We start from the raw sequence: 15,161 nt of genomic DNA, 5'->3' as shown, positions 1-15,161 counted from the left end.
ACCGTGACCACCCCGGCCCTCGGGCCCGTCACCACCCCGGCCCCCGGGCCCGTCACCGCCGCCGTCGCCACCCCGGCCGACGAGGCCGTGACCACCGCCGAACTCGCCCCGGCCCGGTACGCGCCGCTGCTCGACACCGTCCGGGCCGCCGTCCTCGCCGACGGCGCCGACACCGCCTGGACCGCCACCCGCGACCCCTCCGGACTCACCGTCCTGGCCGTCCACGCCCCCGGCGCGCACGTCGAGGTCCGGCTCACCCTGCCGCTCGGCGACGCCGCCGGCTACTGGCACCCCGGCGCCGACTGGCGCCGCACCCCCGTCGCCGACTGGGAGGGCCGGGCCGCCACCAGCCTGGTCAAGGGCCTGCCGGCCGGCTGCCTGCACGACCACTCCGGCGCCACCCTGCTCACCTTCGCCGCCGCCGACCCGGTCCGCGAGACCACCCTGCGCTACGGCGTCTCCGAGGAGAACGACAGCTACGTCGTCCACCTCCACCTCGCCCCCGCCGACCGCGTCCACCGCGTCCTGTTCGCCCCGCGCGCCCCCTCGGTCGCCGCCGCGCTGCGCCCGCTGCGCGCCTGGTACGCCGCGCGCACCGCCGCGATGCCCGTCCCCGAGGCCGCCCGGCTCCCGCTCTGGTGCACCTGGTACGCCTACAACCAGCGGGTCAGCGCCGCCGAGGTGGAGAAGCAGGCGGCGCTCGCCGCCGGGCTCGGCTTCGGCGCGGCCATCCTGGACGACGGCTGGCAGCGGCACGGCAGCGGCCGCGGCTACGCCGGGGTCGGCGACTGGCGGCCCGACGAGGCCAAGTTCCCCGACCTCGGCGCGCACGTCGCCGCCGTCCGCGCCACCGGCCTGCGCTACCTCGCCTGGACCGCCCCGCTGCTGCTCGGCCCCGACGCCGACTGCCACGCCGCCTGGGCCCGGTACGCCCCCCGCCCGGCCGGCGTCCCCGGCGCGCACGTGCTCGACCCGCGCCGCCCCGAGGTGCGCGCGCACGTCGTCGACACCTGCGTCCGGCTGGTCCGCGAGCACGGCTTCGACGGTCTCAAGGTCGACTTCCTGGACGAGGCGATGGTCTACGCCCGGGACGGCGGCGGAGACGTCGGCGCCGCCCTGATCGGCCTGCTCACCGACCTGCGCGCGGCCCTCGAAGCCGTCCGCCCCGAGCTGCTGCTCGAACTGCGCCAGCCCTACGTCGGGCCCGCGATGGCCGAGTTCGGCAACCTGCTGCGCTCCTTCGACTGCCCCGGCGACACCACCGCCAACCGGATCCGCACCCTGGACACCGGACTGCTCGCCGCCGGCGGCGCCGTGCACAGCGACCCGCTGCTCTGGGACGCCGGCGCGCCCGTCGAGACCGCCGCCCGCAACCTGATCAGCACCCTGCACGCCGTCCCGCAGGTCTCCGTCCGGCTCGACGAACTGCCCGCCGAGCACCTCGACGCGCTGCGCTTCTGGCTCGCCCGCTGGCGCGAGCTGCGGCCCCAACTGCTGGACGGCGACGTCGAACCCGGCCGCCCCGACGAGCAGTACACCCTGGTCGAGTCGGTCGCCGACGGCGTCCGGGTGGTCGACGTGCACACCGAGCGGGTCGTCCCGCTCGACCCCGCCGCGCACCGGGAGACCGTGCTGGTCAACGGCAGCGCCGCGGACCGGGTGGTGGTCGAGGTCCGGGGCGGCCCGGTGGACGCCGAGATGGAGGTGCACGGCCCCGACGGCCGTATGATCGGGCGGACCCGGAACACCCTGGCCCCGGGCCTGCACGGCGTGCGGGTCCCCCGGATGGGACTGGCCCGGATCCGGGGCGTCCAGTGAGCGGCCCGGCGGAGCGTCGTCCGCTGAGGGTTCCGGTGAGGGTGAGGACATGAAGATCGGCATCGTCGAGATCGCCGCGCACGCGGGCGTGAGCGAGGCCACCGTCAGCCGGGTGATCAACCGGCGGCAGGGCGTGGCGAAGCGGACCAGGGACGCCGTCGAGCGCGCGATGGCCGACCTCGGCTACGAGCGGGCCGTCGAGGGCCAGTTGGTCGCCGTGGTCACCGAGCACGTCTCCAACCCGTTCTTCGCCGACGTCGCGGAGCGGATCGAGTCCGCGCTCGCCCCGCACGGCCTGAAGACCGTGCTCTGCCCGTCCTTCGCCGGTGGCGTCCAGGAGCCCGAGTACATCTCGGCGATCATCGACAAGGGCATCGCCGCGGTGGTGTTCCTCTCCGCGTCCAACACCGTCGAGGGCGTCGCCACCGAGAGCTACGAGATCCTGCGCTCGCGCCGGATCCCGTACGTCGGCGTCAACGGCGAGTTCGCCGACGGCGTGCCCGCCCCGGTCTTCTCCACCGACGACCGGCTGGCCGCCGAACTCGCCGTCGACCACCTGCACCGGCTCGGCCACCGCGTCATCGGCATGGTCTCCGGCCCGGCCGGCAACCGCCCCGCCGACCGCCGGGTCCGCGGCTTCCTGGACGCGATGGCCCGGCGCGGCGCCACCCACCCCGAGGAACTGGTGATCCGCCAGTCCTACACCGTCGAGGGCGGCCAGGCCGCGGCCGGCGCGCTGCTCGTCCGCGGCGCCACCGCGATCGTCGCCGCCAGCGACTACATGGCGCTCGGCGTGATCCGCGGCGCCCGCCGGCTCGGCCGCTCGGTGCCCGGCGACGTCTCGGTGGTCGGCTACGACGGCACGATGATCACCGAGTTCACCGACCCGCCGCTCACCACCGTCCGCCAGCCCGCCGACCGCCTCGCCCTGGAGGTCGGCCGCAGCGTCCTCGCCCTGGTGGCCGGCCGCGACACGCCGACCGGCGAGCTGCTCTTCGACCCCGAGCTGGTCATCCGCTCCACCACCGGGCCCGTCCCGACGGCCTGAACCCCGGGTTCCGTTCCACCCCCGACGGGGTAGCCATCCGTCGGGGGTGGTTGCTGATGGCCGGTCAGGCGAGCGGTGGCGGCGGGGGAACGGGCGGCACGGGCGGGGCAGGCGGCAGGAGGGGCGCGGCCGGCGGGCGGCGGGGGCGGCCGCTGCCGTGGCCGGCGCTGCTGACCGCGATCGCCGCCGTGATCACCGCGGTCGCGACGCTGATCGGGGTGTTCCTGGCGACGTCCTCGGACGGGGGCGGGCCCGAGGCGGCCGGCGCGCCGTCGGCGCCCGCGCCCGGCACTTCTGCGCCGCCCGCCGGCTCGCCGTCGGCTGCCGCCCCGCCGTCGGCCTCCGCCCCGCCGTCGCCGGCGGGCGGGTGGGTCGGTGACTGGCAGGGCACGATCACCCAGAGCGGCCGGAAGTACGTGCTGAAGGTCAGCATCCGCGAGCCGAAGCTCGGCGAGGAGTTCGCCGACGCCGAGTACACGCCGCTGGGCTGCACCACCCGGTGGACGCTCACCGAGCGCACCGACCGGCGGCTGACCGGGCACGAGGCGGTCGTCCGCAACACCGTCACGACCTGCGTCAGCGGCGACTTCACGCTGGACCTCCGCAAGGACGGCGGACTGGACTTCGCCTGGAACCGCACGGTGGCCGTCGGCACGCTGACCCGGCAGTAGCGGCGACCCGCCCGCCCGCGCGGCGCACCGTCACTCGTTCGGCTGACGGTGCGTCGCGCGGGCGGGTTCCGGCACGGTCGGTCGTACTCGACCTGTCATGGTGGACGGCGGGGCGTCCAACGCCCCCTCAACCGCCAACTCCCGTACTGGGAGGCCCTGCTGCGCGCGCCGGCGAACCCCGGCCCGGGCCCGGCCCGGTGCGGCGGAAAGGACGTCGAGCGCGATGACCGACGACATCTCGTACGCGAAGATCCACCCCGCGATCGGCCTGGCCCGGCTGGGCAACAGCACCCGGCCGGACGGCTGGTTCCACGGCCCGGAGACCCCCGAGCCCGAGCCCGTCACCCCCGGCGCGCACAAGGACGACACCGGCGCGATCAAGCGCCAGGCCGCTCGGTTCCGGATCTACGGCTACGACGCCCAGGACCGGGTGGTGCGCGAACTCACCACCGCGGAAGCCGGAGTGGCCATCGAGTGGGCCGTGCACGTCGCCAACCGGAAGTCCGCCTGGTACAACTTCGACCTGGCCTTCGACATCCCCGACATGGCCGGCATGCAGTCCGCCCGCCGCAACCCCGAGCAGGCCGACCGCGGACAGCTCGTCATCGACCCCGGCCGCAGGACCCTGCGCGCGGGCAGCGGCGAACAGGTCGAGTTCACCGGCGGCACCTTCCTCGGCGTCGACGTCCCGCTCGGCCGGATGCACACCGACGACCACGGCCGACTGGTCTTCCTCGGCGGCACCGGCACCTCCGGCGCCCCCAACGGCGAGGAACTGCACTCCTTCGGCAACAACGACGGCTGGTACGACGACACCTCCGACGGCCCCGTCACCGCCACCCTCACCCTGGACGGCCGGGACGTCCCCGTCCACGGCGCCTGGGTCGTCGTCGCCCCGCCCAACTACGCCCCCGACGTGAAGACCCCGCGCACCCTCTGGGACCTGCTGCACGACGTCTTCCTCCGGCAGGGCAGCATCCCGCCCGACCCCCGGGTCAACTTCGAGCGCGACGTGCTGCCGATCCTCCGCCGCTTCCACGAACTCCAGTGGGTCAACCACGGCTTCGCCGCCCAGTACGGCTTCGGCGGCCCGCAGGACTTCCTCGCCCCCGCCACGCTCGCCCGCCTCGGCAGCACCGCCGAACGCCACCGCGAAGCGCGCCGCCAGATCTGGACCGCGATCCGCGACCACGCCCGCGACGGCCTCTCCCCGCAGCCCTGGCCCTGGTTCTACGGCGACGCGATGGCCAGCAAGCCCAAGTCGCCCCTCCAGTACATGACCCTCTCCGACACCCAGATCGCCCGACTCGGCGCCTGGGCCAAGGGCGACTTCGACACCACCCCCTGGCCCGGCTTCCCCCGCCGCCTCGAAGACGCCCCCGTCGCCGACCAGCCCGCCCTGCTCGACCGCGCCGCCCTCGACTTCTGCCTCGCCGACGCCTTCCACCCCGGCTGCGAGGTCACCTGGCCGATCCGCCACCCCACCATGTACCAGGAGCCCTTCCGCATCCTGCACCGCCCCGACGGCCAGACCGAACCCGACTACGGCCCCGCCCTCACCACCCGGCAGGCCCTCGCCGAGGACGGCCCGCTGCACGCCCAGGGCCCCGGCGACCTCACCCGCTGGATGGCCATCCCCTGGCAGACCGACACCGCGAGCTGCCGCTCCGGCTACGAGTCCACCGCGCTGCCCAGCGTCCGCTACGACCCGTACGTCCCCACCTTCTGGCCCGCCCGCGTCCCCAACCACGTCCTCACCGAAGAGGACTTCCGGATCGTCAACCAGGAGAACGCCGGCACCGTCCACACCGACGACGAACGCGAGGACGCCTTCGCCCGCCGCTCCTCCTGGCTGCGCGGCCTGCGCGGCGACTACCTCGAACAACTCGCCCGCTCCATCGGCGAATGGCACGAATTCGGCATCGTCGAGACCCGTCGCTACACCGTCGGCGACGGCCGCTTCCCCGCCACCCTCCAGGTCGAGTCCACCCCCGGCTTCCCGCTCGAAGGCGTCTCCCCCGACCGCAACACCGTCACCCTCCACATCCCCGAAACCACCCTCGGCACCGCCACCCACACCACCCTCCTCGCCGCCACCGCCGCCCACACCGGCTACTCAGCCGACGAGATCGCGGTCGGCTACGTCGACAAGCTCGACCCGTTCGGCGAGGAGTCCGCGAGCGGTGGCGGGGCGCGGCCGGAGGGCGGGGCGGCGTGAGGCGGCTCGCTGTGTTCAAGGCGTTCGGGGTGTTCGGGGCTCCTGGCGGAGGGCCTGGGGGAGAGGGGGAGGAGGGGCGAGGAGTCCGTGAGCGGTGGTGGGGCGCGGCCGGAGGGCGGGGCGGCGTGAGACGGCTCGGCGGGTGGCCGGCGGTGCGGTGGTGAGCGGGGCGCGGTACGACGTGGTGGTGGCCGGGGGCGGGCCGGCCGGGGTGGCGGCGGCGATCGTGCTGGCCCGGGCCGGACGGGTGGTGCTGCTCGCGGACGCGGGTCGCGGGCCCGGCTCGGTCGGGGAGGCGCTGCCCGCCGCCGCCCGGGTCCTGCTGCGGGACCTCGGCGCGGACCGGGTCCTCGCCGACGGCCACCTGCCCTGCCCGGCCAACCGCTCGGCCTGGGGCGGCCCGGAGTTGGCGTCGACCGACAGCATCCGCGACCCGCACGGCCACGGCTGGCACCTCGACCGTCCGCGGTTCGACGGCCGGCTGCGCGACCGCGCCCGCGCACAGGGCGTCCAGCTCGCCGAGCGCACCGCCGTCCGGCCGCTCGCCCGGACCCCCGACGGCGGTTGGACGGTCGAACTGCGCGGCCCGGCCCGGGAGACGGCCCGCTGCCGCTGGCTGCTGGACGCCACCGGCCGCCGTGCCGCCCTCGCCCGCGCCTGCGGGGCCCGCACCCTGACCCGGGACCGGCTGGTCGCCGTCCACCTCACCCTCGACCCCGCCGACCCGCCCGGCGCCGACACCACGACCACCGTCGAGTCCGCCCCCGACGGCTGGTGGTACACCGCCCCCCTCCCCACCGGCCACCGGCTCCTCGCCTGGTACGCGGACGCCGACGGCGGCGACGCGCGCCCGGCCGGGGAAGCCTTCGCCGCCCGGCTCGCCGACACCCGCCACGTCGGCCCGCTGGCCGCGGCGCACCCCTGGCCCGCCGGGGGCGGCGCGCTGCGGCGGGCGCCCGCGCACACGGCGTGGCTGGACCGGGTGGACGGCGAGGGGTGGGTCGCGGCGGGGGACGCGGCGCTCGCGTTCGACCCGCTGTCCTCGCAGGGGATCCTGACCGCCCTGTTCACCGGCCTGCGGGCCGGCCAGGCGGTGCACGCCCGACTCGGCGGGGACGGGGAGGCGCTGGGCGGCTACGCCCGGGAGGTCGCCGCCGTCCGCGCCGCCTACCTGCGCACCCTGCGCAGCCACTACGCCGCCGAACGGCGCTGGAGCGACCGGCCGTTCTGGCGGGACCGGCAGTACCCGCAGCACCCGCAGCACCCGCAGCGCACTGCCACCACCACGACCACGACCACCGAGGAGACCCCGGTATGAGCACCCCGCCCCTGTCCGACACCCTGAGCGCCACCGGCGACCGGCACGGCCACCGGTTCCTGCTGATCGGCAAGAAGACGGTCTTCAGCTACCACCTGGGCCTGTACTTCGTCCCGATCCACGCCTTCCAGCTGATCACCGCCTTCGGCCTGGACGACCGGCTGCGCACCACCTACCTCGACGACCTGGCCGCGCACGAGGACCAGCAGGTCTACTACTCGCTGTTCACCGAGGGCCACTGGCCGCTCCGGGAACTGGTCGACGGCACCCGCACCTCGCTGCCGGTCGAGCTGGAGCGGGTCACCGTCGACGCCGAGGGCAGGCGGACCTTCACCCCGCTGCTCCCGGCGATCGACGTCAGCAGCCGGAAGGAGGACGTGGTGCACTACCTGCCGCTGGTGGCCGACGCCGGCTACCCGGACCACCTGACCGAGCTGGTCTTCGGCCGGGGCGACGAGGTCCACCTCACGCACACCCTGGCGGGCGCCCCGAACTGGGACGAGGTGATCACCACCGTCGACCCGCAGGGCTTCCAGGCCGCCGACCTGGCCCCCGCCGCGACCCTCACCGTGCCCTCGGTCAAGGACCCGCACGGCGCCGCGCCGCGCAGCCCGCTGGCCACCGGCACCCGCTACGAGGCGCGGATCGGCGAGCGCGCGGTGGCGTTCACCGCGGGCCGCCAGGGCTGGTGGAACAACACCTCGCTGAACGCGCAGTAACCGTCCCCGCCCGCCTTCCGTCCCCGGCTTCCCGGGACGAAAGCCCTGGTGACCGGGGGCGGAAAGCGGGGCAGGGTGGAGGGTGGGAGCACGGCCCCGATCGGGCGGGGCCGGGCGGCCGGCCGGGGGCACCGGGGAACACCGGGAGCCGCCGGGGGCACATCGGGGGACACCGGGGGCCGCCGGGGGGAGGAAGTGGAAGCCGTCATGCCGCTGCGCCCCGTCGCACCCCCGTCGCTGTCGGCCGTCGCCCTGTCGGTGTCCGCGCTGGTGGCCGGGGCCGCTGCCGTCGGCGGCTACCTGGTCAACGAGCGCCACGAGAGCACCGTCCGCCACCTGGAGGACCGGATCCGCCCCGCCCAGGCCGCCCTCGCCCAGGCCCGCACCGCGGTCGGCGACGCCCGCAGCGCCTGCCTGGCCGACGGCGGCGCCCAGGCCGCCGCCCTGCACGCGGACGCCCGCGGCCGGCTCGCCGGACGGCTCCCCGAACTGCGCGAGCTCTCCGACTGGCACCCGCGACTCGCCGCCGCCGCCCGGGAACTCGACCTGACCACGACCCGCTGGCTGGACACCCTGCCGACCGCCGACCGGGACGCCGCGCTGGAGTCCTGCGCCGCGTCCGGCACCGCCGCCGAGGGCTACCCGGCCGTCCGCGGCCACGCCGACCGGCTCACCGCCCTGCTCGCCGCCGAGGCGCACACCACCACCGCCGACGCCGACCGAGAGAGCCGGGCCGTGCTGTTCTACCTGCTCGCGCTCTGCGGCGGGCTGGTCGTGCTGGCCGGGCTGACCGCCCGCCAGATCACCCGCCGACTGCTCGCCCCGCTGGCCGGCATCGAACGCCGGATGCGCCACGACGGCGCGCCCCGGGCCGTCGACGCCCGGGCGCCCGTCGCGCTGAACCGGCTCGCCCAGGCCGCCGACACCCTCCGGACCCGGCTGCGCGCCGCCCAGTGGCAGGCCCGCCGCGACCACCAGGCGCTGGAGCAGAACGGGCGCTGCGTGCAGGGCCTCGGCGCGATCCTCGCCTCCCGGCACCGGGCCGGCCCGGGCGTCCGCGCGCACGGCGAACTGGTCGCCGCCGAGGGCCTGCTGGCCGGCGACTACCTGGGCGTGCTGGCGCTGCCCGACGGCACCACCGCGCTGCTGCTCGGCGACGTCTCCGGGCACGGCGTGGACGCCGCGCTGCTCGCCGTCCAGCTCAAGTGCGCGCTGCGCGGCTCGCTGCGCACCGCCGCCGACCCGGTGGCCGCGGTCCGCGCCGCCTGGCACACCCTCGACCCGGACGAGGACCGCTTCACCACCCTGGTGCTGGTCCGCCTCGACCCGCGCACCGGCCGCCTCGGCTGGCTGAACGCCGGCCACGAGCGCCCGTTCCTGCGCCGCGCCGACGGCACCGTCGAACGGCTGGAGCCCACCGGCCCGCTGCTGCACCCGCTGATCGAGCCCGAACCCGGCACCTGGACCGAGCGCCACACCGCCTTCCACCCCGGCGATCTGCTGCTGCTCTGCACCGACGGCCTCACCGAAGGACGCGGCCCGGCGGGCGAGTTCGGCGAGCCGCGGGTCGCCGACCTGCTGGCCGCCCACCCCGGGGCCGCCCCCGCCGGGGCGGTCCGCGCGCTGCACGCCGAGGCCGGGCGGTTCGGCCTGGACTGGGGCCGGGACGACGTCACCGTGCTGGCGGCCGCGCTGGATTGACGTCGCGTCGGGGGTGCGGGGGTCGGGTGCGGCCGGACCTCAGGCGAACGCCACCCGCTGCCCGGGGTCGAGGAACGCCGCCAGCCGCCCGGCCTCCGCCGCGACCCGCTCGGCGGCCTCCGCCGGCAGCGGGCGGAACGGGGTGACCAGCAGCTCCGCGCCCTTCACCGCCCAGCTGCCCGCGACGAAGCCGTCCAGCAGGAAGGTCGGCAGCACCCGGGCCGCGCCCGGCATCACCCGCGGCCGGTCCGGCTCGGCGAGCACCCGGGTGCGGTCCGCGTGCCCGAGCAGCAGGTTGTCGTAGGCGGGGAGGAAGCGCACCGGGACGGGCCGGTCCGGGTCGGCGGGCGCCGCGTCGGGCAGGTCGAACAGCTCGGTGCCGCGCTCGTCCCGGTAGACCCGCAGCCCGGGCCGCAGCTCCTCGAACACCGCCCGGGTCCGGGTCAGCCCGGACCACGCCTGGAAGTCCTTCACCCCGGCCGGGCCGAACGCCGCCAGGTAGCGCAGCACCGCCGCGCCCGCCGACAGCTCGCCGGGGCGCGGCTCGGCGAGGACCAGCGAGGTGTTCGTCCGGGGGCTCCAGCCGCCCCAGGCGGAGCTGTCCGGGCCGTGCACCATCGGCACCCGCAGCTGCACCGCGCCCGCCAGCAGCTTCCCGTCCCGCCCGGGGTAGCGGGCGCCCAGCTCGGCGGCGAGCTGCTGCCGGGAGAGCCGCCGCCCGGCCAGCAGCTCCCGGCCGACCGCGGCCAGCGCGTCCAGGTCGAGGCCGCCGGTGGCCGGGGTGAAGTAGCCGGCCCGCGAGGTGCGCTCCAGCACCGGTTGCAGCAGCGGCCGCCAGCGGTCGTAGTCCGCCCCGCCGGACAGGTGCTGGGTGCTGCGCAGCGACGCCCCCCGCACCAGCCGCCCGTCCGCGAGCAGTTCGGCCAGCTGCTCGCGCCGGAACCCCTCGATCCGGGCCCACAGCCCCAGGTAGGGCCAGTTCGGCTCCTGCGCCTGGAGCGCGACCAGCCGCTCCACCATGCCGGGCACGCCGAGCCCGGTCCGTTCGGTGAGGAACTGCCGCTCCAGCAGCGTCCGGTTCAGGGTGCGGACGGACAGCACGTCGTTCATGCGGTGCGGGTTCTCCCGTCGGGTGGTGGGCCTGCCGCCACGCTACGGGCCGCAGCGGCCAGTTCCCGTCCGCAATCCGCGGTTCACCGGAAGCGGGCGACGAAACGGCGCTGCCAGGGCGTCTCCACGGCGCGCGGGGAGTAGTGGGCGCGGACGTAGGCGACCGCCTCGGCGGCGGGGACGCCGTCCAGGACGGCGAGGCAGGCCAGGGCGGTGCCGGTGCGGCCGTGACCGCCGCCGCAGGCGACCTCGACGCGCTCGCCGGCGGCGCGGGCCCAGGTCTCGCGCAGGGCGTCGGCGGCGTCGGCCCGGTCGGCCGGCAGCCGGAAGTCGGGCCAGCGCAGCCAGCGCGACTCCCAGTCGGTGGCGGGCGGCCGGCCGCCCAGCAGGTACAGCGCGAAGTCGGGCGGCGGCCCGGCGGGCAGCGGGCGGCGCAGGCCGCGGCCGCGCACGAGCCGGCCGGAGGGGAGCGGCAGCAGGCCCGCGGTGCCGGGCGGCCAGGAGGGGGTCACGGGGGCGAGCCTAGTGGCGCTGCGGGCCCTGCGGGTGTGTCGCGCGGGCGGATCGATCTCCGGCGGTCAGGATGGTGCTTCCCCTGCCGAACCGCCCCCCGCCGGGGCTGCGACGAGGAGCAGTCACTTGGACGTGTCCGCGGGTCTGTGGGCCGCCACCATCGCGGTGCTGATCGCGCTGATCGTGGCCGACTTCTTCATCGGCGGCCGCAAGCCGCACGAGGTCTCGATCAAGGAGGCCGGGATCTGGACCACCGTGTGGGTGGTGCTGGCGGGCCTGTTCGGCGGCTTCGTCTGGTGGTACGGCGGCTCGAAGCCCGCGGTGGAGTTCTTCGCCGGGTACGTCACGGAGAAGTCGCTCAGCGTGGACAACCTGTTCGTGTTCATCCTGATCATGGGCAAGTTCGCGGTGCCGAAGATCTACCAGCAGTGGGTGCTGATGTTCGGCGTGATCATCGCGCTGGTGCTGCGCGGGATCTTCATCGCGGGCGGCGCCGCGCTGGTCGCCAAGTTCTCCTGGGTGTTCTACCTCTTCGGCGCCTTCCTGGTCTGGACGGCCGTCAAGCTGGTCAAGGAGGCCGGGCAGGACAAGACCGAGGAGGAGTTCGAGGAGGGCCGGCTGCTGCGGCTGATCAAGAAGCGGGTGCCGTCCACGAACGAGTACCACGGCACCAAGCTGTTCGTCCGGATCGACGGCAGGCGGCTGATGACGCCGATGATGACGGTGATGCTGGCGATCGGCACCACCGACATGCTGTTCGCCCTGGACTCGATCCCGGCGATCTTCGGCCTGACCCAGGACGCCTACATCGTCTTCACCGCCAACGCCTTCGCGCTGATGGGCCTGCGCCAGCTGTACTTCCTGATCGGCGGCCTGCTGACCAGGCTGGTCTACCTCTCCTACGGGCTGTCGGTGATCCTCGGCTTCATCGGCGTCAAACTGATCCTGCACGCCCTGCACGAGAGCGGCGTGCACGTGCCGGAGATCAGCATCGCCTTCTCGCTGGCCTTCATCGTGGTGGTGCTGGCGGTCACCACCGTCGCCAGCCTGCTGGCCTCCCGCAGGCAGGACCGGGCGGCCGGCGCCTGACCCCGGGGGCCAGGCGCCGGCGCACCGTTCAGCCGCGCGGGCTGAGCTCGGCCATCGCGCTCCAACCGGTGCCGGGGACCTCGACGTTGACGATCTCCGGGGTCCGGCTGATGAAGTCCGGCATCCAGGCCATCGCCGTCTTGAAGTGCTCCGACTCGACGTGCCGCGCTCCGGCCTCGCCGTCCCGGAACGCCTCCAGCAGCACGTACTGGTGCGGGTCGTCGACGCTCCGGGACCACTCGAAGAAGACGTTGCCCTCCTCGGCGCGGGTCGAGGAGGTGAACTCCCCGACCCGCTCGATCCAGCCGGCGCTGTGCTCGGGCCGGACGGTGAACTTCACGGCGATGAAGATCACGGCTGCTGCTCCTCTGCGGTGGGTTCGCACACGCGCGCGTGTGCCTTCACCTGCAACGATCGCAGATCCTCACCCGCGGCGCGTCAGCGGTGCCGCAGGTACGCCGCCGCGGTCTCCCGCAGCCGGTCGTGCAGGCCGTCGTACGCCCGGGCTCGGCCGAGGACGGACTTCGGCAGCTTGGCGGCCATCGTGTAGTTGGTGTCGCAGACGTTCGCCGCCGGGGCCAGCCCGGCCTGGCTGACCAGCTGGTACGCGTCCAGCTGGTCCAGGCCGAGCAGCTCGGCCGTCCAGCCGACCAGGTCGTGCTGGCTGATCCGGAACGCGTCCTCCAGCGGCCGGGCCGAGCCGGTGCTGATCAGGAAGTCGTCGTTCTCCAGCCGGGGCCAGGCCGGCCCGCCGCCCTTGACCAGGTCGACGATCACGGTGGTGCGCATCGCGGCCTCCACCGCCGTCCCGCACACCTCGCCCTCGCCCTGCCGGGCGTGCCCGTCGCCGATCGCCAGCAGTCCGCCGTCCACGTTGACGCCGAAGTACGCGGTGGTGCCCGCGCGCATCTCCGGCGTGTCCAGGTTGCCGCCGTGCGCGCCCGGCGTGATCGAGGCCAGCACCTCGCCGGCCGCCGGGGCCACCCCGACCGTCCCGTGCATCGGGTCCAGCGGCAGCGCGACCGCGAAGTCGCTGTTGCGGGCCCGGAAGTGGCACAGGCCCGCCGCCACGTCCAGCTCGTACACCCAGACCCGCTCCTCCAGCGCCGGGTGCAGCATCGCCGTCTGGTGCGTCGCGGTCAGCGCCCCGAAGTGCGGGAAGGTGCTGGAGAAGCCGCGGTCCCGGGCCGGGGTGATCTCCACGAAGTGCACCGCCAGCACGTCCCCCGGCTCGGCGCCGGCGACCGCGATCGGCCCGGTCACCGGGTTCAGGTACGGGAACACGCAGACCCGGCTGGGCAGGTCGTCCACGCCGCGCACCTTGCCGCCGAAGCAGTCCTCGGTGGTCAACTCCACGACGCTGCCGGGCCGGACGGTGGTCAGCGGCCCCCGGCCGCCGAAGGTGTAGGCCCAGTCCTCCGGGCCGGGGGACAGGCGGACGATCTCGTCGGGCAGGGTCACGGGTTCTCCTTGGCGGGGGAATCGGTCGGGGAGTCGGCGGGCGCGGGAGCCTCGGCGGGCGCGGGCGCGGGCGCGGGAGCCTGGGCGGGGACGGCGGCGATCGGCTCGGCCACCGACAGCTGCGGCTTGCGGCCGGTCGCGATCAGCCCGGTCAGCACCAGGGCGCCGACCAGCACCCAGACGAAGCCGAGCCGCTGCGCCGCGATGTTCGCGTTGACCACCACGTACGCCAGGATCGCGAAGCCCAGCACCGGGGCGACCAGGTGCCGCCAGTAGTCCCGGCTGCGCTTGCGGACCAGGTAGTGCACCACCACGGCGACGTGCAGCACCAGGAAGGTGCTCAGCGCGCCGAAGTTGACCAGCGAGCTGAGCAGCGTGATGCCGTCCGCCCGGGAGGTCATGTAGAGGCCGAGCGCCAGCGAGACGCCGGCGGTCAGCAGGGTCGCGTTGACCGGCACCCGGCGGGTCGGGTGGACCTTCGCCAGGAAGGACGGCAGCTGGCGGTCGCGGGCCATCGCGAACAGCAGCCGGCTGGTCGCCGCCTGGGCCACCAGCGAGTTGGCGAAGCCCCAGGCCACGGCCGTCGCGGCGGCGGTCAGGGTGGCCAGCCAGCCGCCGGCCGCGGTGCGCGCCGCGTCGTAGAACGCGGTGCCGTCCGGATCGCCGTCCGCCACCAGCGCGTCCGGGTCGGCGACCAGCAGCGACGCGATCCAGGTCTGCACGATGAACAGCGTGCCCGCCAGCAGCAGCGCGGCCACCATCGACCGGCCGATCGCCTTCGCCGAATCCCGGTTCTCCTCCGAGAGGGTGGAGATGCCGTCGAAGCCGAGGAAGCTCAGCACCGCGATCGACACCGCGCCGAACACCAGGCTCCAGGAGAAGGTGTGCCCGTTGTACAGCGGCGTGAAGTCGAAGCCCCGGCCCTTGCCGCCGGCCAGCGCCACCACGCCGACCACCACGAACAGCGCCAGCACCACCAGTTCGCCGACCAGCACCGCCTTGTTGACCTTGGCGGTGGTCTCGATGCCCAGGTAGTTGACCGCCGTGTTCAGCAGCACGAACCCGACCACCCAGAGCCACACCGGCACCGACGCCACCAGCGAGTTCATCGCCACCCCGGCGATCAGGTACAGCAGGCTCGGCACCAGCACGTAGTCCAGCAGGATCATCCAGCCGGACAGGAAGCCCACCGGCGCGCCGATCCCGCGACCCGCGTAGGTGTACACCGAACCCGCCATCGGGAACGCCCGCGACATCTGGGCGTACGACAGCGCGGTGAACATCATCGCCACCATGCCCAGCACGTACGCCAGCGCGACCATCCCGCCGGAGCCCTGGAAGACGCTGCCGAAGATGCCGAACGGCGCGATCGGCACCATGAAGACCAGCCCGTAGACGAGCAGGTCGGTGAAGGTCAGGGAGCGGCGCAACTCCTGTCGGTAGCCGTAGTTCTCGATGCCCTGGGGCGCGGGTGTGTCGGCCATGGTGCTCCCTC

General features: G+C 75.1%; 13 protein-coding genes. 8 read left to right on the top strand and 5 right to left on the bottom strand.

Features of this window, described 5'->3' with window-relative positions:
• Positions 1-3 precede the first annotated feature (3 nt).
• From KSE_RS02970 to KSE_RS02935, 7 genes are all read left to right on the top strand, one after another.
• Positions 4-1,818 carry a glycoside hydrolase family 36 protein gene (locus KSE_RS02970; RefSeq protein ID WP_014133783.1) on the top strand — a complete coding sequence of 605 codons (1,815 nt, stop codon included), beginning with the start codon at positions 4-6 and terminating at the stop codon, positions 1,816-1,818.
• Between the two features lie 49 nt (positions 1,819-1,867).
• Positions 1,868-2,866: a LacI family DNA-binding transcriptional regulator gene (locus tag KSE_RS02965; protein WP_014133782.1), complete on the top strand. Its 999-nt coding sequence runs from the start codon at positions 1,868-1,870 to the stop codon at positions 2,864-2,866.
• Positions 2,867-2,922: 56 nt separating this feature from the next.
• A complete protein-coding gene (locus KSE_RS41930) occupies positions 2,923-3,537 on the top strand; it encodes a hypothetical protein (protein ID WP_014133781.1) in 615 nt (204 codons plus the stop codon).
• A gap of 223 nt (positions 3,538-3,760) precedes the next feature.
• Positions 3,761-5,755, top strand: coding sequence for a LodA/GoxA family CTQ-dependent oxidase (locus tag KSE_RS02950; protein ID WP_014133780.1), 1,995 nt, complete (start codon positions 3,761-3,763; stop codon positions 5,753-5,755).
• Between the two features lie 160 nt (positions 5,756-5,915).
• Positions 5,916-7,073 carry an NAD(P)/FAD-dependent oxidoreductase gene (locus tag KSE_RS02945; protein WP_231873114.1) on the top strand — a complete coding sequence of 386 codons (1,158 nt, stop codon included), beginning with the start codon at positions 5,916-5,918 and terminating at the stop codon, positions 7,071-7,073.
• Positions 7,070-7,792, top strand: a complete 723-nt coding sequence (locus tag KSE_RS02940; protein WP_014133778.1) for a hypothetical protein — start codon at positions 7,070-7,072, stop codon at positions 7,790-7,792. The genes KSE_RS02945 and KSE_RS02940 overlap by 4 nt, the downstream gene beginning before the upstream one ends.
• A gap of 207 nt (positions 7,793-7,999) precedes the next feature.
• A complete protein-coding gene (locus KSE_RS02935) occupies positions 8,000-9,493 on the top strand; it encodes a PP2C family protein-serine/threonine phosphatase (RefSeq protein WP_014133777.1) in 1,494 nt (497 codons plus the stop codon).
• Positions 9,494-9,532: 39 nt separating this feature from the next.
• On the opposite strand, the gene KSE_RS02930 is transcribed toward KSE_RS02935, so the two are convergent.
• Together KSE_RS02930 and KSE_RS02925 are read right to left on the bottom strand one after the other, a co-directional pair.
• Entirely contained in the window at positions 9,533-10,603 is a 1,071-nt protein-coding gene (locus tag KSE_RS02930) for a winged helix DNA-binding domain-containing protein (protein WP_014133776.1), read from the bottom strand.
• Positions 10,604-10,686: 83 nt separating this feature from the next.
• The gene (locus tag KSE_RS02925; RefSeq protein ID WP_014133775.1) at positions 10,687-11,115 is read right to left on the bottom strand and encodes a protein-tyrosine phosphatase family protein; all 429 of its coding nucleotides are present in this window, start codon (positions 11,113-11,115) and stop codon (positions 10,687-10,689) included.
• A gap of 127 nt (positions 11,116-11,242) precedes the next feature.
• Here KSE_RS02925 and KSE_RS02920 point away from each other — a divergent pair, with 127 nt between their 5' ends.
• Positions 11,243-12,205 (top strand): TerC family protein, encoded by a 963-nt coding sequence (locus KSE_RS02920; protein WP_014133774.1) that lies wholly within the window; start codon positions 11,243-11,245, stop codon positions 12,203-12,205.
• Positions 12,206-12,233: 28 nt separating this feature from the next.
• Here the strand turns inward: KSE_RS02920 and KSE_RS02915 are convergent, their stop codons facing one another.
• From KSE_RS02915 to KSE_RS02905, 3 genes are all read right to left on the bottom strand, one after another.
• A complete protein-coding gene (locus KSE_RS02915; protein WP_014133773.1) occupies positions 12,234-12,560 on the bottom strand; it encodes a putative quinol monooxygenase in 327 nt (108 codons plus the stop codon).
• Between the two features lie 83 nt (positions 12,561-12,643).
• Entirely contained in the window at positions 12,644-13,666 is a 1,023-nt protein-coding gene (locus KSE_RS02910; protein WP_014133772.1) for an acetamidase/formamidase family protein, read from the bottom strand.
• Positions 13,663-15,150 carry an APC family permease gene (locus KSE_RS02905; protein ID WP_014133771.1) on the bottom strand — a complete coding sequence of 496 codons (1,488 nt, stop codon included), beginning with the start codon at positions 15,148-15,150 and terminating at the stop codon, positions 13,663-13,665. Before KSE_RS02905 ends, KSE_RS02910 begins: the two co-directional genes overlap by 4 nt.
• Positions 15,151-15,161: the final 11 nt, after the last annotated feature.

This window comes from Kitasatospora setae KM-6054 (assembly GCF_000269985.1).
GTDB lineage: Bacteria > Actinomycetota > Actinomycetes > Streptomycetales > Streptomycetaceae > Kitasatospora > Kitasatospora setae.
The sequence above is the reverse complement of the archived record's forward strand: the minus strand, read 5'-3'. Positions and strand labels throughout refer to the sequence as shown.